We start from the raw sequence: 23669 nt of genomic DNA, 5'->3' as shown, positions 1-23669 counted from the left end.
AGGCTGCCCGTTCAGCGGAACACCAGCGTCCTGCCGCCGTTGCGCAGGACTCGATGTTCCGCATGCCATTTCACCGCCCGCGCCAGCGCCACGCATTCCACGTCGCGTCCGATGGCGGTCAGCTGCGCGGCGTCCATGGCATGGTCCACGCGCGCGACTTCCTGTTCGATGATGGGGCCTTCGTCGAGGTCGCCGGTCACATAGTGGGCCGTGGCGCCGATCAGCTTGACGCCGCGCTCATAGGCTTGCGCGTAGGGGCGCGCGCCCTTGAAGCTGGGCAGGAAGGAATGATGGATATTGATGGCGCGGCCCTCCAGGCGGCGGCACAGGTCGTCGGACAAGACCTGCATGTAACGGGCCAGGACCACCAGGTCTATACTGTAGTCGCAGACCAGATCCCACAGCCTCGCTTCCTGCGCGGCCTTGCCTTGCGGCGTGGCATTGAGCAGGGGCAGGTGATGGAACGGGATGTCGTAGCTCGCCGCAAGCTGGTAGAAGTCCTTGTGGTTGGAGACGATGGCCGGAATCTCGATGGGCAGCTGGCCAGTGCGGTAGCGGAACAGCAGGTCGTTCAGGCAGTGGCCGATCTTTGACACCATCAGCATCACGCGCGGCTTGCGCGCGGCGTCGTGCAGCGCCCAGTCCATCTCATGCGCGGCCGCCACGCCCGCCAGCGTGCTGCGCAGGGCGGCGAGCGCATCGCCGGCATCCTGGCCTTCTGGCAGCGGCCGCTGGAAGTGCACCCGCATGAAGAACCGTGCGCTGTCGCGATCGCCGAACTGCGCGGAATCGACGATATTGGCGCCGGCTTCCACCAGCAGCGCCGAGACGGCATGGACAATGCCGAGACGGTCGGGGCACGACAGCGTCAGGATGTAGCTGGCGGTTTCGGTCTGGACCACTGGCATGGGCACTCCGGTATCTGCTTGCATCATCAGGCCTTGGTCCGTTCGCTGGCCGGATCGTATGGCGCACGCAGGTGGATGCGTGCAGGCAGCAGTTCCCCGGCCAGGTCTACGTGATACTTGCCTGCCTCGATCCATGCCGCGTCGGCGGGACCATCGGCGCGTGCCAGAAGCCCCATGCCCACCGGACACCCAAGGGTGTGGCCGAACGCGGCCGATGTCACGAAGCCGGCGGGGCGCACGGTGCCGTCCGGGGCAGTGCGCAGGATCGCCTCGCCGCCCCAGAGCATGGCCTCGCTGGCACCGTCCAGCCTGACCACGGCAACGCGCCGCCGCACCTGCGCGGCACCGCCGGCAGCGCGCAGCTTCAGCAGCGCCTCGCGCCCGCGGAACGGGATGTCGGTGTTCAGCTTGCAGGCAAACGACAGTCCGGCCTCGAACGGATGGATGTCGGTGTTCAGTTCGCGGCTCCAGGCGCGGTAACCTTTCTCGATACGCAGCGATTCGATGGCGTAGTAGCCGGCGTTGACCAGTCCGAAGCGTTTCCCGGCCTCGTGCAAAGTGTCATAGACGCCGACGGCGAATTCCACCGGGACATACAGCTCCCAGCCCAGTTCGCCCACATAGGTCAGGCGCGTGGCGCGCACCGTGGCATAGCCGAGATCGATCTCTTTCGAGGTGCCGAACGGGAACGCCTGATTGGAGAAATCGGCGCGCGACACGCTCTGCAACAGCTCGCGCGAGCGCGGGCCCATCACCGCCAGCACAGCGTACTGCCCGGTGACATCGACGATCGCGCAGCGCTTGTCGGCGGGAATCAGGCGCTCGACATAGTTGAAGTCGCGCGTGGTCTGCGCCGAGCCGGTCACCAGCAGGTACTGGTCGTGCGCCAGCCGCGTCACGGTCAGGTCGGATTCATAGGTGCCGCGGTCGTTGAGCATGGCGGTGTACACGGTCTGCCCCGGCGGCACGGCCACGTCGTTGCTCATCACGTATTGCAGCACGGCCTCGGCATCGGCACCCTTGACGATGTACTTGGAGAACGAACTCATGTCGAACAGCGCCACCGCCTCGCGGCAGGCGCGGTGTTCCGCGCCGCTCCACGGCAGCCAGTTCTGCTGCCCGAACGAGTAGCGGATCTCGGGCGATTGTCCGGCAGGCGCGAAGAAGTTTGGCCGCTCCCAGCCCATCTTGCTGCCGAAATTGGCGCCGGCGGCGTGCAGGTGGGCATAGAGCGGCGAGCGGCGGAACGGCCGCGCCGTATCCAGTTCCCGGTTGGGCCATGGCATCGCGTAGTGCAGGCCCAGCGTTTCCCTGACGCGGTCGTGCAGCCAGCTTTGGTTGCCGTTGAAGCCGGCAAAGCGGCGGATATCGACCGGCCACAGGTCCATGGTCGGCTCGCCCGCGACGATCCATTCCGCCAGCGCCATGCCGGCGCCGCCGGCGGACGCGATCCCCATTGAGTTGAAGCCCGCGCCCACGTAGAAATTGCGCAGCTCGGGCGCTTCGCCGAGGATGAAGTTGTTGTCCGGCGTGAACGACTCGGGTCCGTTGTAGAACTGCTTGACCTGCGCCGACTCCAGTGCCGGAACGCGGATCAGCGCGTTCTCCATCAGGATCTCGAACTGGTCCCAGTCATCAGGCAGCAACTGGAACTCGAACGGCTCAGGAATGCCCTGCATGCCCCACGGCTTGGCATTGGGCTCGAAGCCGCCCATCACCAGCCCGCCCACTTCTTCCTTGAAGTAGATGAAGCCGTCCGGGTCGCGCATCACCGGCAGGTCAGGGTGCACGCCGGCAATGCGCTCGGTGACGATGTAATAGTGCTCGGCCGAGTGCAGCGGCACGGTCACGCCGCACATCTGGCCGACCTGGCGCGCCCACTGGCCGGCGCAATTGACGACGATCTCCGCCTCGATGCGGCCTTCGTCGCCGGCCTTGTTGCGCCAGCTCACGCCGGTGGCGCGGCCATCGCGGGTATGGATCGCGGTGATCTTCGTATCCTGCGCGATGACCGCGCCGCGGCTGCGCGCGCCGCGCGCCAGCGCCTGGGTCAGGTCGGTCGGGTTGGCCTTGCCGTCGCCCGGCAGCCAGACCGCCCCAAGCAGGTCGTCGGTGCGCATCACCGGCCACAGTTCGCCGGCCTGGGCGGGCGAGATCACCTCGCAATCCACGCCATAGGCCCGCGCCACCGCCGCGGTGCGGCGCAGTTGCGTCATGCGTTCCGCGGTGCGCGCGACCGACAGCGAGCCGCATTGCTTCCAGCCGGTGCCGAGGCCCGTTTCCGCTTCCAGTTCGCTGTACAGCTGGGTGGAGTAGCGGATCAGTTTCGTCATGCTTTCCTGCGAGCGCAGTTGCCCGACCAGCCCGGCCGCGTGCCATGTGGTGCCGCAGGACAGTTGTCCCTGTTCCAGCAGGACCACATCCTTCCAGCCGAGCTTGGTCAGGTGATAGGCGACGCTGCAACCGATGATGCCGCCGCCGATGATGACGACGCGGGAGTGGGAAGGGATGACAGGGGACATGGCGGGAAAACCTCGGCAGGGAAGTGGTTGGCGTTGCCTGCCATGTTATGCAAAAAAACGCCAACAAACAACACAAAATGCAACATGCATCGACGGATCAGCGCGCCAGTTGCAGTGTCAGGATCCCCGCCAGGACCAGCGCGGTCGCAATCAGCCGCCGCCGGTCGAAGGGCTCGCGCAGCAGGAAGTGGCCCAGCAGCGCGGCAAAGATCACGCTCGATTCACGCAGCGCCGCCAGCTTGGTCACTGGCGCCATGGTCATGGCCCACAGCATCAGCGCATACGAGCCCACCCGGTTGATGCCGCCGATCCACGCGCGCTTCCATTCCGTGCGCATCAGCGTGACCAGCGCGGTGCCGCGCCGGCTGAAGGCGTAGGTCGGCATGAAGATGTGCGACATCGCCTGCAGCCAGACGATATAGGTGAAGACCTCGCCGTAGCGCTTGACCGCGGTGCCGTCGATCACGGTACCGGCCGCCAGGCAGGCCCCGGCCAGCAGCGCAAAGCCGAGCAGGTCGGGCGATTGCCGGCGCCAGCGCACCAGGCTGACCAGCCCGCAACAGATCAGCGCGATGCCGGCATAGCCGCCTGGCCCCAGCCGTTCGCTGCCGGTCAGCAACAGCAGGATCGCCACCATCATCGGCGCCGAGCCGCGCATCAGCGGATAGGCCTGGCTGAAGTCGCCACGGTTGTAGGCGGCCACCAGCGACAGCTTGTAGCCGACTTCCAGCGCCACCGTGGCGAGCAGGAAGGGCCACACCTGCGGCGCGGGCAGCGGCACCAGGAACAGGAAGGGCAGCGCCACCAGCAGGCAGAAGGTGTCGATCAGCGCCATCGACGACAAGCGGTCGCCACCGATCTTGACGATGGCATTCCACGACGCGTGCATCAGCGCGGACAGCATCACGGCGGCAAAGGCGAGGCCGTGAAAGTCTGGGGGGAGGGGCATGAAGGAGGGGTTGTTCTTGCGGATTTCTGATGGGTTTGCAAGCCCGCTTGTCTGCACCCCTCTCCCGCCTGCGGGAGAGGGGTGCCTGTTGCCAGGCGCTGGAGGAAGGTGGCTTAAGCCGCTTCCGCCAGCGGCGCCTGCGCCTTGATCCCCATCTCGCGCAGCACCTCGCCAATCGCCGTCACCACATTGCGCATCTCGTTGTCATCGATCGCACCAATGCACCCGACGCGGAAGGTCTCCATCTGCGTCAGCTTTCCCGGATACAGGATGTAGCCGCGCTCGCGCACCCTGGCGTAGAAGGTCTTGAAGTCATAGCGCGCGTCGGCCGGCGCATGGAAGGTGACGATGATCGGCGCCTGCACCGCCGCCGGCAGGAAGGCGCGGAAGCCGAGCGCGGCCATGCCCTGCACCAGCGTGTCGCAGTTCCTGCGGTAGCGCGCGCCGCGCACCGGCTGGCCGCCTTCTTCCAGGAACTGGTCGAGCGCGGTGCGGAAGGCCGCCACCACATGCGTGGGCGGCGTGAAGCGCCACTGCGTGGTCTTCTGCATGTAGACGTACTGGTCGTACAGGTCCAGCGCCAGCGAGTGGCTGTTGCCCTGGCTGGCTTCCAGCACGTCTTTCCTGACTAGCACGAAGCCCATGCCCGGCACGCCCTCGATGCACTTGCCGGTGGCGGCCACCAGCGCGTCGAACGGCATGGTGCGGGCGTCGATCTCGATCGCGCCGAACGAGCTCATCGCGTCGACGATCAGCCCCTTGCCCAGCCGCTGGCACAGCGCGGCGATTTCCTGCAGCGGGTTGAGCACGCCGGCGCCGGTCTCGCAGTGCACCTGCGCCACGTGCGTGATCGACGGGTCGCGCCGGATGGCCTCTTCGATCAGCGCGGCGGTGGCGGGCTGGTCTTCGGGGATCGGCAGTTCCACGCTGGCGCGGCCCAGCACCTTGCAGATCTTGAGGATGCGCTGGCAGTAGGCGCCGTTCTGCGGCACCAGCACCTTGCCGTCGCGCGGCACCACGTTGGCGATGGCGGCTTCCACCGAGAAGGTGCCGCTGCCCTGCATCGGCACGCACATATGGGTGCCTTCGCCGTGGACGATGCGCACCAGGTCGTCGCACAGGCTGCGCGTGATGGCGTTGAAGGCGGCGTCCCACGAGCCCCAGTCGCGCAGCATGGCCTGCTTGGTGGCGAGCGAGGTGGTCAGGGGGCCGGGGGTCAGAAGGATCGGGTCGTTGCCGCGAATCATGGTGAGCTCCTGATTGGGAAGGAGTGGATACAAGGGAATGTCAGTCGTTGCCCTGGCGCCAGGCCTGGGTCTTGCGATCGAGCACGCGTTGCAGCAGGTAATAGAGCAGGCAGGCGAAGGCCGAGGTCAGCACCACCAGCGTCGCCATTGCCGCCGCGGGGCCGATGTCGCCGGATTCATCCAGGTTGACGATCTCGACCGAGGCCAGCTTGGTGTCGGCGCCGTACAGGAACACCACCGCCGAGACCGTGGTCATCGCATTGATGAACAGGTAGCGCGAGATCTCCAGGATGGCGGGCAGGCAGGCCGGCACCGTGACCTTGAAGAAGGTCTTGTAGAAGGGCACCTTGAGCGAGGCGGACACGGCCTCGAACTCGCTGTCGAGCTGCTTGAGCGCGGTCACGGCGGTCAGGTGGCACGACGCGTAATAGTGGACGATGGTCACCAGCACCAGGATCCCCAGCGTCTGGTACAGCCCGTGCATCGGGTTGGCCTGCGGCACGAAGAAGAAGATGTAGCCCAGGCCCAGCACCAGCCCGGGCACGCCCATCGGCAGCACCGCCATCAGCCGCACGAAGCTGCGCAGCCAGTCCATGCCGCGGGTCTTCTCCAGCAGGTAGGCGGTGGTGAAGATGAACACCGGCCCGATCACCGCGGCCAGTCCCGCCATGCGCAGGCTGTTCAGGTAGGAATCGACCACGCCGCCCTCGACCAGCCCCACCCGGTAGTGGTTCAGCGACAGCGAGAAGTTGTACGGCCACAGCTTGACGAAGGACGCGTAGATCGCCATGCCCATCACCGCCAGCATCAGCGCTGCCATCAGCCAGCAGAACACCGCCATGGCCAGGTCGAAGCGGCGGCTGCGGCGCGGCACGTAGGGCACCGAGCGTGCCGACATCAGCGCCATCTGGCGCCGTTGCACGCGCGCATCGACATAGTAGGTGACGGCCACCGGCACCAGCAGCATCAGCGACACCACCGCGCCCTGCGAGAAGTCCTGCATGCCGATCACCAGCTTGTAGATGTCGGTGGCCAGCATATGGAAGTTGCCGCCGATCACCTTGGGGATGCCGAAGTCCGAGATCGCATAGGTGAACACCACCATGGCCGCGCTGACCAGGCCGTAGCGCGCGCCCGGCACGGTGATGGTGAAGAACTTGCGCACGGTCGAGGTGCCCAGCGCATCGGCCGCCTCGTACAGCCGCGCGTCGGTCAGCGACAGCGCGGTGATCAGGATCATCAGCGCATGCGGGAAGGTGGCGAACACCAGCGAGGCCACGATGCCCAGCGGCCCGTAGATCTGCGTGCTGCCCATCCACGGCTTGAACAGCCCCTGGTTGCCGAACCAGAAGATGAAGGAGATCGCCGCCAGCAGCGATGGCGCCAGCAGCGGGATCAGCGCCAGGTTGCGCAGCAGGCCCTTGCAGGCGATGCGGCTGCGCGTCAGCGCATAGGCAAAGCTGAATGCCAGCGGCACGGTGATGCAGGTGGCCAGGGCAGAGACCCACAGGCTGTTCCACACCGAACGCAGCAGCGCGGGCGACTCGAGGTACGCGCGGAAGTGCGCGATGCCGGCCAGGCTGCCGTCGCGGTTCTGCACGCTCTTGGCCAGGATCATCACGATCGGCGCCAGCACGAAGCAGGCGAGCGCCAGCGCGGCCAGCGCCAGCAGCACGTGGGCGAGGCGGTCGGTCCAGTGCGCGCGCACGGCGGTGGCGACCAGGGCCGGCGGCGCGGGCTGCGCGCCGGGGTTGGCAGGCCCGGCCGGCGCGCTGGTGGCGGTGGCGGGGACGGTATCGGTGGCCGGCATGGTGGCAGACGTATTGGCCGGCGCCGCAGTGAGGCTCATGCGCATGCGTGGCGGAAAATGCGGATACGGTCAGCGGGAATGGCCAGGCGCAGCAGGTCGCCGGTGTTCGGGCGCAGCTCGTGCAGGTCATTGAGGGAGAGGTCGGCGTACAGGGCGCCGGACGCTGCGTCAGGCAGGCGCAGCGTCAGCCGCGAGAACGCACCGAGGAACTCGATCTTGTCCACGGTGGCCTCCAGCACGTTGGGGCCATGCTGTTCGATGCCGCGCACGCAGACGTCTTCGGGGCGGAAGAACACCTGCACGTCCTCGTCGGCGCAACAGCCCGGGGGCGCGGCGCAGCGCATGCGCACGCCACCCAGCTGCAGTTCGCCGTCGCCGCAGACGCGCGCGCCCAGCATATTGGTCTTGCCGACGAAGTCCGCGGCGAACGGCGTGGCCGGGCGCTGGTAGATCTGCGCCGGCGTGCCCACCTGCTCGATCGCGCCCTGGTTCATCACCACGATGCGGTCGGCCATCGACAATGCCTCTTCCTGGTCGTGCGTGACCAGGATGGTGGTGATGTTCAGCCGCTGCTGCAGCGCGCGGATCTCGCTGCGCAGCCGCACCCGCACGCGGGCATCGAGCGCGGACAGCGGCTCATCCAGCAACAGCAGGCCGGGCGAGGTGGCCAGCGCGCGTGCAATCGCCACGCGCTGCTGCTGGCCGCCGGACAGCTGCGCCGGGTACTGGTTGCCGCGCTCGGGCAGCCCCACCAGCGTCAGCAGCTCATCCACGCGGGCGCGGCGCTGGTCGCGCGGCATGCGGCGGTTGACCAGGCCGTAGGCCACGTTGTCCGCCACCGTCAGGTTGGGGAACAGCGCGTAGGACTGGAACACGATGCCGTAGTCGCGCTCCATCGGCGGCAGCGTGGAGATGTCGCGCCCGCCCTGGTGGATGGTGCCGGCGCTCTGCGATTCCAGCCCGGCGATGATGCGCAGCAGCGTGGTCTTGCCGCAGCCCGACGGGCCCAGGAAGCACAGCAGCTCGCCCTGGCGCACGTCCAGGTCGATGTTGTGGAGTGCCACGAAGGCGCCGCTGCTGCCGCCGAAGCGCTTGTGGATGCCTTTCAGGCTGAGGTAGGTCTCGGCCGTGGATGGGGAGGTCTGCATGGCGTGGGGCCCGGTGTGTTCTGTTGGGAGACCCGGCGTCCTCTGCCCCAGGTGGGGCGAGGGCGCAGGTACACGACGGCGCTCAGGCGCTCAGGGCTGCTTCTCCGACTTGCTGGCATAGCGCTTCTGCCACTCGGCCAGCACGCGCTCGCGGTTCTTGGCGATATGGCTGAAATCGTTCTTGACCAGCATCTGCTCGTAGTTGGCCGGGATGGTCTCGATCTTCCTCGCCACGCCCGGATAGGCGACGATGGCCCAGTCCCTGGCAAACAGCTGGTTGGCCTCCTTGCTGGCCAGCCAGTCCATATAGCGCTGCGCGGCCTCCATTTTCTTGGTGCCCTTGACGATGCCGGCAGCCTCGATGTCGTAGCCCAGGCCTTCCTTGGGGAAGATCATCTCGATCGGCGCGCCCGAGGCCAGCGTCTTGTGCGCGCGCAGCTCGAACGAGATGCCGATCGGAAACTCACCCGAGCCGGCCTGCTTGCATGGCTTGGAGCCCGAATGGGTGTACTGGGCGATGTTCTCGTGCAGTGCATCCATGTACTTCCAGCCATCCTGCTCGCCATAGAGCTGCAGCCAGGCGGTCACGTCCAGGAAGCCGGTGCCGGAGGAGGCCGGGTTGGGCATCACGATGGTGCCCTTGTAGACGGGCTTGGCCAGGTCCTTCCAGGTCTCGGGGCGCGGCAGGTTGCGCTTCTTGGCTTCGATGGTGTTGAAGCAGATGGTTGCGCCCCAGACGTCCAGCCCCACCCAGGACGGCGGCGTGGCCTTGTCGCTGTAGTCGCGCGTCAGTTTCTCGAAGCCCTTGGGCGAGTAGGGCGCCAGCATCCCTTCCTGCTTGAGCAGTTCCAGGCTCGACGCAGCCAGCCCGGCGATCACGTCGGCCTGCGGGTTGCCTTTTTCAGCGAGCGCCTTGGCGGTGATGACGCCGGTGGAGTCGCGCACGTACTTCAGTTCGATATCGGGCGCCACCTTGGCAAAGCCCTCGGCGTACGGCTTGAGGGTCTCGATCTCCCACGCCGTGTAGACGGTGAGAGTGGTTTTCTGGGCCAGCGCCGTACCGGAGGCGGCTAGCGCAAGCAGGGCGGCGGCGGTGCGCAGGGTGGATGTGAAGGACGGTTGCATGGGGACTCCTTCTGGCATTGTAGGTGGAGATATGTGTCGATTTGGTGAATATGTTGCAATGCCACGAGGCGTGCTGCACAACATTGAAACACCGATAAACCCTTGTGATACAACACTTGCAAGGCATATGCCTGGCTTTCAGCGCTCTGTTATTTACCCTGCGCGCTGTACCGATGCCTTGATTGTTGACAATATACAAACCGCTTGCTTTAATGGCAATAAGGATTTTCGATACTGCTTAATCCGTCACAAACGGGGAGTTTTCATGTCACGCCAAGCGCCGCTGGCGAGCGAAATCACCATCCTGCAGAGCCAGTCCCTGACCACCCTGGTGCAGCGTGAACTGGAACTGCGGATCATGTCGGGCGACCTGCCACCTGGCGCCAAGCTCAATGAGATCGAGGTGGCGGGGCAGCTGAACGTGTCGCGCGGACCGGTGCGGGAAGCCTTCCGGGCGCTGGAGCAGGCCGGCCTGCTGCGCACCGAGAAGAACCGCGGCGTGTTCGTGCGCGCCATTTCGGTGGAGGAAGCCGATGAGATCTATGAACTGCGCGCGGTGCTCGATGAATTCATCGGCCGGCAACTGGCCGCCCGCGTCACGCCCGAGAGCCTGCGCGAACTGCGCGCCCTAGTGGAGGCGCTGGACGCGGCCAGCCAGGCGCGCGATGTCGACGAATACACGCGGCTGAACCTGGCGTTCCACGACCGCATGGTCGAACTGGCCGGCAACCGCAAGCTGCTGGACACCTACCGGCGCCTGGTCAAGGAGCTGACGCTGTTCCGCCGCGAGGCGCTGTCCGGCAGCCACGCCGCCATGCCCGATTCCACCCGCGAGCACCGCGCCATCGTCTCGGCGATTGCCGCGCGCGACGGCGAACTGGCCGCGCGCCTGATGCGCGAGCACGTGGAGCGTGGCCGCGCCCGCATGCATGCCGCCGTGGACCCGGCCAGCGCCGACAGGGGTGCTGCCGCCTGAATCCGACTGAATTTACTGAAGCTGACGACCCCGATCGCGCCTACGCACAGGAACCCACCATGCCCGACACCAATACCCGCACCCTTACCGTCAACCAGCGCACCTACCGCTGGATGCAGCAGCCCGTCGTGGTGGTCTGCGTCGACGGCTGCGAGTTCGACTACCTGGAAGCCGCCGCCGCCAGCGGCCGCGCGCCCTACCTGAAGCGGCTGCTGGAAGCCGGCTCTGCCTTCCGCGGCGCCTGCGTGGTGCCCACCTTCACCAACCCCAACAACCTGTCCATCGTCTGCGGCGCGCCGCCGGCGGTGCACGGCATCTGCGGCAACTACTTCTTTGACCGCAGCGCCAACGGCGGGCGCGGCGAGGAAGTGATGATGAACGACCCCAAGTACCTGCGCGCCGGCACCATCCTGGCCGCGTTTGCCGATGCCGGCGCCAGCGTCGCCGTGGTGACCGCCAAGGACAAGCTGCGCCGCTTGCTGGGCCATGGCATGCAGGGCATCTGCTTCTCGTCGGAGAAGGCCGACCAGGCCACGGTGGAAGAGAACGGCATCGACGGCGTGGTCGAGCTGGTCGGCATGCCGGTTCCCGACGTGTACAGCGCGGAGCTGTCTGAGTTTGTCTTCGCCGCCGGCGTGCGCCTGATGGAAACGCGCCGCCCGGACCTGATGTACCTGTCCACCACCGACTATATCCAGCACAAGTTCGCACCCGGCTCGGACGGCGCCAACGCCTTCTACGCCATGATGGACAAGTACCTGGCGCGGCTGGACGAACTGGGCTGTGTGGTCGCGCTGACCGCCGACCACGGCATGAACGCCAAGCACGACGACGCCACCAAGGCGCCCAACGTGATCTACCTGCAGGACCACCTGGACGCATGGCTGGGCCGCGGCGTGGAAGACGGCGGCGCGCGCGTGATCCTGCCGATCACCGACCCCTACGTGGTCCACCACGGTGCGCTCGGGTCCTACGCCACCATCTATCTGCCCGACGATGCGGACCCGGCCGCGATCCAGGCCCGGCTGTCCGACCTGCAGGGCGTGGAAAGCGTGCTGACCAACGCCGAGGCCTGCGCGCGCTTCGAACTGCCGCCCGACCGCGTCGGCGACCTGGTGGTGACCAGCGACAAGCATGTGGTGCTGGGCACCAGCCACAGCCGCCACGACCTGTCCGGGCTGGACGCGCCGCTGCGCTCGCACGGCGGCGTGTCGGAGCAGACCGTGCCGCTGGTATTCAATCGCGCCACGGCCGGTATCCCCGGCAAGGCCCAGCTGCGCAACTTCGACATCTTCGATGTCGCGCTGAACCATCTGCACTGAGTGCATCGAGCCGTACCGAACCGTGTTGACCGGAGGAGACTTATGAACGCCCCCCAATTCCCCGCTGGCGCCGTCAGCCCCCATTTCCGCGCCGAGGCCCTGCGCATCGACGGCCAGAAGATCGTGCGCGAGCGCGTGATCGAAGTGTGCAACCCGTATGACGGCACGCTGGTCGGCACCGTGCCCAAGGCCACGCTTGACGATGTGCGCCGTGCCTTCGAAGTTGGCCAGGCCTACCGCTCCACGCTGACGCGCTATGAGCGCGCCGCCATCCTGAACCGCGCCGCCGCGCTGCTGCGCGAACGCACTGAGGAGGCATCGGACCTGATCACGCTGGAATCCGGCCTGTCCAAGAAGGATTCGCTGTATGAGATCGGCCGCGTCGCCGACGTGCTTGGCTTTGCCGCCACCGAGGCGCTGCGCGACGATGGCCAGCTGTTCTCGTGCGACCTGACCCCCCACGGCAAGAAGCGCCGCGTGATGACCCAGCGCGAGCCGCTGCTGGGCGTGATCTGCGCCATCACGCCGTTCAACCACCCGATGAACCAGGTGGCGCACAAGGTGGCGCCGTCGATCGCCACCAACAACCGCATGGTGCTCAAGCCGTCGGAAAAGGTGCCGTTGTCGGCGTTCTACCTGGCCGACCTGCTGTATGAAGCCGGCCTGCCGCCGCAGATGCTGCAGGTGATCACCGGCGACCCGCGCGAGATCGCCGACGAGCTGATCACGCACCCCGCCGTGGACCTGGTGACCTTTACCGGCGGCGTGGCGATCGGCAAGTACATTGCCAGCAAGGCCGGCTACAAGCGCGTGGTGCTGGAGCTGGGCGGCAACGACCCGCTGATCGTGCTGGACGACGCCGACCTGGACCGCGCCTCGGACCTGGCGGTGCAGGGCTCGTACAAGAACTCCGGCCAGCGCTGCACCGCGGTCAAGCGCATGCTGGTGCATGAAGCCGTGGCCGCGCGCTTTACCGAACTGGTGGTGGAGAAGACCCGCGCGTGGAAATACGGCGACCCGATGGACCGCGGCGTGGACATGGGCACCGTGATCGACGAGCAGGCCGCGCAGCTGTTCGAGGCCCGCGTCAATGAGGCAGTGGCGCAGGGTGCGCGGCTGCTGGTAGGCAACCAGCGCAACGGCGCCAGCTATTCGCCGACGGTGCTGGACCGCGTGGACCCGTCGATGACCGTGGTGCGCGAAGAAACCTTCGGGCCGGTTTCGCCCATCATCACCTTCCGCGACGTGGACGATGCCATCCGGATTTCCAATGGCACCGCGTTCGGGCTGTCGTCCGGGGTCTGCACCAACCGCATCGAGGATTTCACCAGGATCGCCAATTCGCTGCATGTGGGCACGGTCAACCTGTGGGAAGTGCCGGGCTACCGCATCGAGCTGACGCCGTTCGGCGGCATCAAGGACTCGGGGCTGGGGTACAAGGAGGGGGTGCAGGAGGCGGCCAAGAGTTTCACCAACCTGAAGACGGTCACGCTGCCCTGGGCGTGAGGGTGCTGAAGTACTTGGGGAGCTTGAGCTTGCCGCTGGTTGGCTCCCTCTCCCGCTTGCGGGAGAGGGGGCGCGCTGTCGGTCGGGGGCGGGCCCATGGTCCTTGGCAAACCACAGCAGCCGCTGCGCTAGAATCAGCCCCCAATACCTGACGCTCCCGGAGTCACCGTGCTCGCCGAACAACGGCAGAAATACATCCTCGACCAGCTGTCCGCCACCGGCGCGCTGGCCATCAGCGAACTGGTGACCGAGCTCGACGTCTCGCGCGAGACCATCCGGCGCGACCTGAACGCGCTGGCCGCGCGTGGCCTGCTGGTGCTGACCCACGGCGGCGCGCTGGCCTCGGACCGCACCGAGCCAGATACCCAGACCCGCGCCGCAGTCAATGCGGAAGGCAAGCGCGCCATCGGCGTGCGCGCGGCGGAGCTGGTGCGCGACGGCGCCTCGCTGATCCTGGATTACGGCACCACTACCCACGCGGTGGCGCAGGCGCTGCATGGCCACCACAACCTGCTGGTCTACACCAACGACCTTGCCATCGCCCAGCTGCTGGGCCGGCGCAACGGCAACCGGGTGATCGTGCTGGGCGGGGAGCTGCAGGACAACGAAGACGCCACGCACGGCTGGGACACCATTGAACAGCTGTCGCGCTACCACACCGACTTTGCCTTTGTCGGCATCGGCGGCGTCACGCCGCGCGGCGAGATCTGCGACTTCTCCCGCGCCGCGGCGGAGCTGCGCAGCCGCATGCTGCTGGCCGCCGACGTGGCCTGCGTGGTCGCCGACCACACCAAGTTCGGCCGCAATACCGGGGTCAACATCAAGCATGGGGAGCAGGCCGCCTGGCTGATCACGGACATGGCGCCGGAGCCGGAACTGGCCGCGGCGCTCAAGGAGCGGGGCGCCAGGCTGCTCATCGCCTGAAGGCCGGGGAACCCACTCGCTGGACACAACGCTGTCCGCTGATCGCACGGAAATCCCGCCACATGCACTAAAATGCGGCTTTCACGCCGCTGTCACAGGTGTTTTGACTGTCATGTGCCCCACGCTGGTGCTAAAGTGCTGCGTTGTCCGACAGGCACGGCCCGCCGTGAATGTGCGGACAACCGGAGGCCACCCACCTTCCATCGGCGCAACGCCCGACGGCACCACAGACCGGCACCAAGCCGGCAAGGCTGCCGGATCCAGCCACTCCAGCACAGCAAGAGACATCCGTGAATTCTCCCTCCCTTGACGCATTCCTGGCGGGGGTTGCCCGCCGCGACCCCAATCAACCTGAATTCCTCCAGGCCGTGAAGGAAGTGATGATGACGCTCTGGCCCTTTGTCGAGCGCAATCCGCGCTACGCCGACCAGGCCCTGCTCGAGCGGCTGGTGGAGCCCGAGCGCGTGATCCAGTTCCGCGTGGCCTGGACCGACGACCAGAACCGCGTGCAGGTCAACCGCGCCTTCCGCGTGCAGCACAGCTCGGCGATCGGCCCGTTCAAGGGCGGCATGCGCTTCCACCCGACCGTGAACCTGTCGGTGCTGAAGTTCCTGGGCTTCGAGCAGACCTTCAAGAACGCGCTGACCACGCTGCCCATGGGCGGCGGCAAGGGCGGCTCGGACTTTGATCCCAAGGGCAAGTCCGATGGCGAAGTGATGCGCTTCTGCCAGGCGCTGGTGACCGAGCTGTACCGCCACCTGGGCCCGGATACCGACATCCCGGCCGGCGACATCGGCGTGGGTGCGCGCGAAGTCGGCTTTATGGCCGGCATGATGAAGAAGCTGTCGAACCAGTCCGCCTGCGTCTTTACCGGCAAGGGCCTGGCCTACGGCGGCAGCCTGATGCGCCCGGAAGCGACCGGCTACGGCACGGTCTACTTTGCCCAGGAGATGCTGCACCGTCGCGGGCGCGCTTTTGACGGCCTGCGCGTGCTGATCTCGGGCTCGGGCAACGTGGCCCAGTACGCGGCCGAGAAGGCGATCGAGCTGGGCGCCACGGTGCTGACGCTGTCCGATTCCGGCGGCGTGCTGCATTACCCGCAGGGCATGACCACCGAGCAGCTGGCCGAAGTGATGGCCTTCAAGAATGAAGAGCGCGGCCGCCTGTCTGACTTTGCCGCCCGCCACGGCATGACCTTCGAAGCCGGCCGCACCCCGTGGCACGTGCCCGCCGACGTGGCGCTGCCGTGCGCCACCCAGAACGAGCTGGACGGCAACGACGCGGAGACCCTGCTCGGCAATGGCGTGATCTGCGTGGCCGAAGGCGCCAACATGCCGTCGACGCTGGAAGCCGTGGACCGCTTTGTCGATGCGAAGATCCTCTACGCCCCGGGCAAGGCCAGCAATGCCGGCGGCGTTGCCACTTCCGGCCTGGAAATGTCGCAGAACGCCATGCGCCTGTCCTGGCACCATGCCGAGGTCGACGAGAAGCTGCACGCGATCATGAAGGACATCCACCAGAACTGCATCCACCACGGGCAGAAGGCGGATGGCTATATCAACTACGTGGAAGGCGCGAACATCGCCGGCTTCGTCAAGGTGGCCGACGCCATGCTGGCGCAAGGCGTGATCTGACCTGAAGTTCCGGCCGGCGCAATGCCGGCCGTTGCCGGGCGGGTGCACGCACGCACCCGTCTGGCGCATCTCCCCCCGATTCCCCCCAGGCAGTAGTACCCACCCCGCAGCGCTGGGCAGCGCCCTCACGCCCGCCATTTCCCGCCACGGCCCGCCGCCCGACTGCATCTTCCGATTATTCGCAAATCGCGAACACTGTCCTCGGACTTTGCTCCGTAGTCAGTGCACGGCGCCTTGCCTACTATGCACGCACACCAGACGAATGCTACTGGTGAACGAATGCAGCGGTAGCGGCCACTAACTTCTTAGCCTATCCAGGCGCCCCCTGACCGGAGATCATCATGACGAACCCCAAGCTCGAAGTCCTGACCCCGCAAAACAGCCAGCTGATCTTTATCGACCACCAGCCGCAGATGGCCTTCGGGGTGCAGTCGATGGACCGCCAGGCCTTGAAGAACAACACCGTCGGCCTGGCCAAGGCGGCGAAGATCTTCAATATCCCGACCACCATCACCACGGTGGAAACGGAGTCGTTCTCGGGCTTCACCTACCCGGAACTGCTGGATGTGTTCCCGGACCACAAGCTGCTGGAACGCACCTCGATGAATTCCTGGGACGACCAGAAGGTGCGTGACGCCCTCAAGGCCAACGGCCGCAAGAAGGTGGTGGTGTCCGGCCTGTGGACCGAAGTCTGCAACAACAGCTTTGCCCTTTGCGCCATGGCCGAAGGCGACTATGAGATTTACATGGTGGCCGATGCCTCCGGCGGCACCTCGAAGGAAGCCCACGACTACGCCATGCAGCGCATGGTCCAGGCCGGCGTGGTGCCGGTCACCTGGCAGCAGGTGCTGCTGGAATGGCAGCGCGACTGGGCCCACCGCGACACGTATGACGCGGTGATGAAACTGGTCAAGGAGCACTCGGGCGCCTACGGTATGGGAGTGGATTACGCGTACACCATGGTCCACAAGGCCGCGCAGCGCACCGCCACGCCGCATGAGGCGCTGGCCGCCGTGCCTGCCCGCTGAGCCGGCACCGAACCCGCCGCAAGCTCACCCGATTCCCCTTCATTGCATCCAGGAGCCCCATCATGAGCATCATTACGACGCAGGACGGCACACAGATCTTCTACAAGGACTGGGGCAGTGGCCAGCCCGTGGTCTTCTCCCACGGCTGGCCCCTCAATGCCGACGCGTGGGACGCGCAGATGCTGTTCCTGGTGCAGCAGGGGTTCCGGGTGATCGCCCATGACCGCCGCGGCCACGGGCGATCGGACCAGCCGGCGCAGGGCAACGACATGGATACCTATGCCGACGACCTGGCCGCGCTGCTGGACGCGCTGGACCTGCGCGATGCCACGCTGGTGGGGCATTCCACCGGTGGCGGCGAGGTGGCGCACTACATCGGCCGCCATGGCACCGCCCGTGTCGCCAAGGCGGTGCTGATCGGCGCGGTGCCGCCGATCATGCTCAAGACCGCGGCCAACCCCGGCGGGCTGCCGATCGATGTGTTCGACGGCATCCGCAAGGGCGTTGCCGACAATCGCTCGCAGTTCTACCAGGACCTGGCGACGCCGTTCTTTGGCTTCAACCGGCCGGGCGCCAAGGTCTCGCAAGGCACCATCGATGCCTTCTGGGCGCAGGGCATGGCCGGCGGCATCGTGGGCCAGTACGCCTGCATCAGGGAATTCTCGGAAGTGGACTACACCGAGGACCTGAAGAAGTTCGACGTGCCCACGCTGATCCTGCATGGCGATGACGACCAGATCGTGCCCATCGACGCTTCGGCGAAGCGGTCGGTGGAACTGGTCAAGGGCGCGACCCTCAAGGTGTATCCGGGCGCTTCGCACGGCATGTGCGTGGTCAATGCCGACCAGGTCAACGCCGACCTGCTGGCCTTCCTGAAGGCCTGAGCCCGATGTCAGTCACCCGCCGGCAATTTATCGCCTCGGCCGCCGCGCTCGGCGCGGCGCCTCTCTCGGAGACCTTCGCCATGTCGCCTGGCAGCCAACCCAGCCTCATCCTCGTCAACGGCAAGTTCGCCACGCTCGACAAGTCCAGGCCGCAGGCGGATGCCGTTGCGATCCGCGACGGACGCTTCGTCGCCGTCGGCACGCGCCAGGACATCATGAGGCTGGCCGGCGCGCAGACCAAGGTGGTCGACCTGAATGGCCGGCGGGCCATTCCCGGGCTGATCGACAGCCATATGCATATCATCCGCGGCGGCCTGAACTACAACATGGAACTGCGCTGGGACGGCGTGCGCTCGCTCGCCGACGCCATGCGCATGCTGAAGGAACAGGTCGCGCGCACGCCGGCGCCGCAATGGGTGCGGGTAGTGGGCGGCTTCACCGAGCACCAGTTCGCCGAGAAGCGGCTGCCGACCATCGAGGAACTGAATGCCGTGGCGCCCGACACCCCGGTCTTCATCCTGCACCTGTACGACCGCGCCATCCTGAACGGCGCCGCACTGCGTGCCGTTGGCTACACCAAGGACACGCCGAACCCTCCGGGCGGCGAGATCGTGCGCGATGCACGCGGCAATCCCACCGGCCTGCTACTGGCCAGGCCCAACGCGACGATCCTCTACGCCACGCTGGCCAAGGGGCCGAAGCTGCCGCCCGAGTACCAGAAGAACTCGACACGCCATTTCATGCGCGAGGTGAACCGGCTCGGTGTGACTGGCGTGATCGACGCCGGCGGCGGCTACCAGAACTATCCCGAGGACTACAACATCATCGAGGAGCTGCACAAGGCAGGGCAGCTCACGGTGCGCCTCGCCTACAACCTGTTCACGCAGAAGCCCAAGGAAGAGCTGAGCGACTTCAAGACCTGGACGTCGACCGTCAAGCCAGGCCAGGGCGACGACCTCTACCGCCACAACGGCGCCGGCGAGATGCTGGTCTACACCGCTGCCGATTTCGAGGACTTCCGCGTCGAGCGCCCCGAGATGGCGCCGTCGATGGAAGCCGACCTGGAGCCGGTGATCCGCCTGCTGGCCGAGAAGCGCTGGCCGTGGCGCCTGCATGCGACCTATGACCAGACCATCACGCGCGCGCTCGACGTCTATGAAAAGGTCGCCAAGGACATCCCGTTCAACGGCCTGAACTGGTTCTTCGATCACGCCGAGACCATCTCCGACCGCAACATCGACCGCATCGCCGCGCTTGGCGGCGGCATCGCCGTGCAGCACCGCATGGCCTACCAGGGCGAGTACTTTGTCGAGCGCTACGGTGCCAAGGCCGCCGAAGCCACGCCGCCGATCAAGAAGATGCTCGAGAAGGGCGTCAAGGTCGGCGCCGGCACCGATGCCACGCGCGTGGCCTCTTACAACCCGTGGGTGTCGCTGTACTGGCTGACCACCGGCAAGACCGTGGGCGGCATGTCGATGTACCCGCAGGCCAACCTGCTCGACCGCGAGACCGCGCTGCGGCTGTGGACCGAGGCCAATACCTGGTTCTCTTCCGAAACCGGCAAGAAGGGCCAGGTCAAGGCGGGCCAGCTGGCCGACCTGGCGGTGCTGTCCGCGGACTATTTCAGCGTGCCGGGCGACGAGATCCAGGACATCACCTCGGTGCTGACCATCCTCGGCGGCGAAGTGGTCTATGGTGACGGCGACTTCGGCAAGCTGTCGCCCGCCATCCCGCCGGCCATGCCGGACTGGTCGCCGGTGCGGCACGCGGGCGGTTACCAGCCGCGCCCGCAAGCCCAAAAGCTGGCCCTGAACACCGCCTGCGGCTGTGCCAGTTCGTGCGGCGTGCACGGCCATGCGCATGCCAGGGCCTGGACGGCCGGCGTGCCCACCTCGGACGAGAGTACGTTCTGGGGCGCGCTGGGTTGCTCATGCTGGGCGTTCTGATGCCGCTGCATTGCCGATACCAGGAGGCCCGATCATGACTGCCCATCCCATCCTCCCCACGGCGGGCGCGGCGACCCAGCCCGGCGCGCCTTCGGCCTGGCTGCGCTGGCTGGCGCTGCTGGCACTGTCCGCGCCCTACCTGCAGGGTGGACTGGTCAAGGCGGCCGACTTTGGTGCCGCCATCGCCGAGATGCAACACTTCGGCCTGGCGCCGGCCGTGCCGCTGGCGGCAGCCGTGATCGTGCTGGAACTGGGCGCGGGCGCACTGATGCTGAGCGGGCGGCTGCGGTGGCTGGGCGCGCTGGCGCTGGCCGTCTTCACCGTGCTGGCGACCTTTGTCGCCAACCGCTTCTGGCAGGCGCCGCCGGATGCGCGCTTCGGGCAGGCCAACGCCTTCTTCGAGCATATCGCGCTTGCCGGCGGCCTTTGCCTGGTGGCCTGGGAAGACTTGCGGCAACGCCGCGCGGCCAGGGGCCAGGCATGAGCCCGGCCGCCAAGCCCGCGCCCGTCCCCGGTGCCGCCGCCCCGGCCGGCGGCAGCTTCGCGCCGCTGGCGCATGGCACCTTCGCCGTGCTGTGGGCGGCGACGGTGCTGGGCAATATCGGCAGCTTCATGCGCGATGTGGCTAGCGCCTGGCTGGCGACTGACCTGTCGGGCTCGCCCGCCGCTGTCGCCATGATCCAGGCGGCCGGCACGCTGCCGGTGTTCCTGCTGGCGATTCCCGCCGGCGTGCTGTCTGACATCCTCGACCGGCGCCGTTTCCTGATCGTGATCCAGGTGGGGCTGGCAATGGTCAGCGGTTCGCTGATGCTGCTGGCATGGCAGGACGGGCTGACCATCGAACTGCTGATCGGCCTGGCATTCCTGGGCGGCATCGGCACCGCGATGATGGGGCCGACCTGGCAGTCGATCGTGCCGGAGCTGGTGCCGGCCGGTGAACTGAAGCCGGCGGTGGCGCTGAATTCGCTGGGCGTCAATATCGCGCGCGCCATCGGACCGGCCGCGGGCGGCCTGTTGCTGGCCGCGTTCGGCGCGGCGGCAACCTATGGCGCGGACGTGGCCAGCTATCTGTTCGTGATTGCCGCGCTGCTGTGGTGGAAGCGCCCGGCACGCGCCGAAGACCCGCTGCGCGAGCATTTCTTCGGTGCTTTCCGCGCCGGCGTGCGTTTTGCCAGGGCGCACAGCAAGCTCCATGTGGTGCTGCTGCGCGCGGCCTGCTACTTTGCGCTGGGCAGCAGCATCTGGGCCTTGTTGCCGCTGGTGGCGCGCCAGATGCTGCACGGCGGCGCATCGCTGTACGGCATGCTGCTTGGCGCGGTCGGCGTGGGTGCAATCCTGGGCGCGCTGGTGATGCCGCGCCTGCAGAAGCGGCTGGACCTGGACCAGCTGATGCTGGCCGCGGCGCTGGCTACCGCGGCGGTGATGGCGGTGCTGTCGGTGGCGCCGCCGGCATGGGTCGCCATGCTGGCGCTGCTGCTGCTTGGCGCCGCATGGATCCTGGCGCTGACCACGCTGGCCGGCACGGCCCAGGCGATCCTGCCCAACTGGGTGCGCGGCCGCGCGCTGGCGGTCTACCAGATGGTGTTCAACGGCGCCATGGCGCTGGGCAGCCTGGTGTGGGGCTTTGTCGCGCAGGGGCTGGGCACGCCGGCGGCGCTGATGATCGCCGCGGCCGCGCTGTGCGTGGCCGCCTTCGTCATGCACCGCGTCAAGCTGCCGCGTGGCGAGGAAGACCTGGGCCCGGCACGGCACTGGCCTGCGCCCGAAGCCGCCGAGGAGGTGGCGCACGACCGCGGCCCGGTGATGATCCTGATCGAATACCGCGTGCGCGCGGCCGACCGCCAAGGCTTCCTGCAAGCCATCCACAAGCTGTCCGAGGAACGGCTGCGCGACGGCGCCTTCAACTGGGGCGTGATGGAGGACCCGGCCGATGCCGAGGCCTACACCGAGTGGTTCCTGGTCGAATCCTGGGCCGAGCACCTGCGCCAGCACGAGCGCGTGCCGCACGCGGACGCAGACCTGCAGCGCGAGGTCGCGCGCTTCCACACCGGCGAAGGGCCGCCGCGGGTGCGGCACCTGCTGGCAGCGGGGCGGCCACTGGAATAAGCAAGCCATAGCGACGGCCTTCCGATCTGCCGCTGCGGAACTCCCCTCTCCCGCTTGCGGGAGCGGGGCAGGGGTGAGGGCAGGCGTGGCGCACCGACACCGCCCTTCAGGCAATGCCGCCACCCTGCCACCTACGCGTTCCCCGTCCCCAAGGATCCCGATGCACAACCAGCTGTTTATCGACGGCCGCTTCGTCGACGCCCTTGACGGGGACACCCTCGACGTCGTCAATCCGCACGACGGCAGCCTGATCACGCGCGTGGCCGCGGGCGCGCAGCTCGATATCGACCGCGCCGTGGCCGCGGCGCGGCGCGCCTTTCCCGCATGGTCGCGCCTCGCCGCCGGCGAACGCGGCAGGCTGCTGGCACGGCTGGCCGACGCCATCGAGGCCGACACGGGTCTGGCCGAGCTCGAAAGCGCCGACACCGGCCACCCCATCCGCGATGCGCGCGGCCTCGACGTACCGCGCACCGCGGCGTGCTTCCGTTACTTCGCGGGCATGGCCGACAAGATCGAAGGCACCGTGGTGCCGGTCGAACCCGGTTTTCTCAACTATGTGCAACGGGCCCCGGTCGGCGTGGTGGGGCAGATCGTGCCGTGGAACTTCCCGCTGATGTTCACCGGCTGGAAGCTGGGGCCGGCACTGGCGGCGGGCAATACGGTGGTGCTCAAGCCGTCGGAGCTGACGCCGCTGTCCGCGCTGCGCGTGGCGGCGCTGGCGGCTGACGTCGGTTTCCCGCCGGGCGTGATCAACGTCGTGCCCGGCTTCGGCAACGTGGCCGGGCAGCGGCTGGCCAATCATCCCGACGTGGACAAGATCGCCTTCACGGGGTCCACTGCCACCGGCCGGCGCATCGTCGAGGCCTCGCGCGCCAACCTCAAGCGCATCCAGCTAGAGTTGGGCGGCAAGGGCGCCAATATCGTCTTTGCCGATGCCGACCTGGATGCCGCCGTGGCGGGCGCGGCCTGGGCCAGCTTCCACAACCAGGGCCAGGCCTGCATCGCCGGCTCGCGCCTGCTGCTGCATGAGGACATCGCCGATGCCTTCCTCGAGCGCTTCGTGGCCCTGGCGCAATCGATCCGCGTGGGCGATCCGGCCGATTCTGCCACCGAGATGGGGCCGCTGACCTCGGCCGCCCACCGCGACCGCGTGCTCGAGTCTGTGGAGATGGCACAGGCCCAGGCTGGCACCGTGCTGGCCGGAGGCAAGGCCCCTGCCGACCCTCGCCTGCGCCAGGGCTTCTATGTCGAGCCCACCGTGGTCGCTGCGCGCCCGCAGGACCGCATCGCCCAGGAAGAGGTCTTCGGCCCGGTCGTCACGGTGCTGCGCTTTGCCAGCGACGAGCAGGCGCTGGCCATCGCCAACGCCACGCAATACGGGCTGGGCAACGGGCTATGGACGCGCGACCTGGCCCGCGCGCACCGCCTCGCGCGCGATATCCGCGGTGGCATGTGCTGGGTCAACTGCTACAAGCGCGTCCATCCGGGCAGCCCCTTCGGCGGCGTGGGTGAATCCGGCTACGGGCGCGACATGGGGTTCGAGGCGATGCACGGCTACACCGAGTCGCGCTCGGTATGGATCAACGTGGATGCCGGCATTGCGCCGCACTTTGCGCGCTGAAGCCCGCGCGGCA

18 protein-coding genes are annotated in these 23669 nt (G+C 67.4%); 11 read left to right on the top strand and 7 right to left on the bottom strand.

Going from position 1 to position 23669, the window contains the following annotated elements:
• Window positions 1–11: 11 nt before the first annotated feature.
• The 7 genes from purU to AC3WLF_RS23450 form a co-directional block, all read right to left on the bottom strand.
• Complete coding sequence (gene purU, locus AC3WLF_RS23480) at window positions 12–908, bottom strand: formyltetrahydrofolate deformylase (RefSeq protein WP_492358903.1); 897 nt, start codon at window positions 906–908, stop codon at window positions 12–14.
• A 26-nt stretch (window positions 909–934) separates the two neighbouring features.
• A complete protein-coding gene (locus AC3WLF_RS23475; RefSeq protein WP_492357448.1) occupies window positions 935–3430 on the bottom strand; it encodes a GcvT family protein in 2496 nt (831 codons plus the stop codon).
• Window positions 3431–3527: 97 nt separating this feature from the next.
• A complete protein-coding gene (locus AC3WLF_RS23470; protein WP_492317364.1) occupies window positions 3528–4379 on the bottom strand; it encodes an EamA family transporter in 852 nt (283 codons plus the stop codon).
• 113 nt (window positions 4380–4492) lie between these two features.
• Complete coding sequence (locus tag AC3WLF_RS23465) at window positions 4493–5626, bottom strand: 2-aminoethylphosphonate--pyruvate transaminase (protein WP_492358902.1); 1134 nt, start codon at window positions 5624–5626, stop codon at window positions 4493–4495.
• 40 nt (window positions 5627–5666) lie between these two features.
• Window positions 5667–7481 (bottom strand): putative 2-aminoethylphosphonate ABC transporter permease subunit, encoded by a 1815-nt coding sequence (locus AC3WLF_RS23460; protein WP_492317366.1) that lies wholly within the window; start codon window positions 7479–7481, stop codon window positions 5667–5669.
• A complete protein-coding gene (locus tag AC3WLF_RS23455) occupies window positions 7472–8584 on the bottom strand; it encodes a putative 2-aminoethylphosphonate ABC transporter ATP-binding protein (RefSeq protein WP_492317367.1) in 1113 nt (370 codons plus the stop codon). The genes AC3WLF_RS23460 and AC3WLF_RS23455 overlap by 10 nt, the downstream gene beginning before the upstream one ends.
• A gap of 90 nt (window positions 8585–8674) precedes the next feature.
• A complete protein-coding gene (locus AC3WLF_RS23450; protein WP_492358901.1) occupies window positions 8675–9709 on the bottom strand; it encodes a putative 2-aminoethylphosphonate ABC transporter substrate-binding protein in 1035 nt (344 codons plus the stop codon).
• Window positions 9710–9974: 265 nt separating this feature from the next.
• Between AC3WLF_RS23450 and AC3WLF_RS23445 the strand changes: the two genes are divergently transcribed.
• From AC3WLF_RS23445 to AC3WLF_RS23395, 11 genes are all read left to right on the top strand, one after another.
• Window positions 9975–10685, top strand: coding sequence for a phosphonate utilization associated transcriptional regulator (locus tag AC3WLF_RS23445; RefSeq protein WP_492358900.1), 711 nt, complete (start codon window positions 9975–9977; stop codon window positions 10683–10685).
• Between the two features lie 59 nt (window positions 10686–10744).
• Window positions 10745–12007: a phosphonoacetate hydrolase gene (gene phnA / locus AC3WLF_RS23440; protein WP_492317370.1), complete on the top strand. Its 1263-nt coding sequence runs from the start codon at window positions 10745–10747 to the stop codon at window positions 12005–12007.
• Window positions 12008–12049: 42 nt separating this feature from the next.
• On the top strand, window positions 12050–13513 hold the full coding sequence (gene phnY, locus AC3WLF_RS23435) for a phosphonoacetaldehyde dehydrogenase (protein WP_492340414.1): 1464 nt from the start codon (window positions 12050–12052) through the stop codon (window positions 13511–13513).
• A gap of 168 nt (window positions 13514–13681) precedes the next feature.
• The gene (locus AC3WLF_RS23430) at window positions 13682–14437 is read left to right on the top strand and encodes a DeoR/GlpR family DNA-binding transcription regulator (protein ID WP_018308927.1); all 756 of its coding nucleotides are present in this window, start codon (window positions 13682–13684) and stop codon (window positions 14435–14437) included.
• Between the two features lie 290 nt (window positions 14438–14727).
• Window positions 14728–16071 (top strand): NADP-specific glutamate dehydrogenase, encoded by a 1344-nt coding sequence (gdhA, locus tag AC3WLF_RS23425; RefSeq protein WP_492317372.1) that lies wholly within the window; start codon window positions 14728–14730, stop codon window positions 16069–16071.
• 341 nt (window positions 16072–16412) lie between these two features.
• Window positions 16413–17099, top strand: coding sequence for a hydrolase (locus AC3WLF_RS23420; RefSeq protein ID WP_010812814.1), 687 nt, complete (start codon window positions 16413–16415; stop codon window positions 17097–17099).
• Between the two features lie 62 nt (window positions 17100–17161).
• On the top strand, window positions 17162–17983 hold the full coding sequence (locus AC3WLF_RS23415; RefSeq protein ID WP_492317373.1) for an alpha/beta fold hydrolase: 822 nt from the start codon (window positions 17162–17164) through the stop codon (window positions 17981–17983).
• Window positions 17984–17988: 5 nt separating this feature from the next.
• The gene (locus tag AC3WLF_RS23410; RefSeq protein ID WP_492317374.1) at window positions 17989–19929 is read left to right on the top strand and encodes an amidohydrolase; all 1941 of its coding nucleotides are present in this window, start codon (window positions 17989–17991) and stop codon (window positions 19927–19929) included.
• 34 nt (window positions 19930–19963) lie between these two features.
• The gene (locus AC3WLF_RS23405; RefSeq protein ID WP_492317375.1) at window positions 19964–20413 is read left to right on the top strand and encodes a DoxX family protein; all 450 of its coding nucleotides are present in this window, start codon (window positions 19964–19966) and stop codon (window positions 20411–20413) included.
• On the top strand, window positions 20410–22035 hold the full coding sequence (locus tag AC3WLF_RS23400; protein ID WP_492352887.1) for an MFS transporter: 1626 nt from the start codon (window positions 20410–20412) through the stop codon (window positions 22033–22035). The genes AC3WLF_RS23405 and AC3WLF_RS23400 overlap by 4 nt, the downstream gene beginning before the upstream one ends.
• A 160-nt stretch (window positions 22036–22195) precedes the next feature.
• A complete protein-coding gene (locus AC3WLF_RS23395) occupies window positions 22196–23656 on the top strand; it encodes an aldehyde dehydrogenase family protein (RefSeq protein WP_492358899.1) in 1461 nt (486 codons plus the stop codon).
• The last annotated feature ends 13 nt before the right edge of the window (window positions 23657–23669 follow it).

The organism is Cupriavidus sp. FW306-01-F10A (assembly GCF_058782785.1).
Note: the sequence above shows the minus strand (reverse complement) of the source record. Positions and strands in the feature narration are given on the sequence as shown.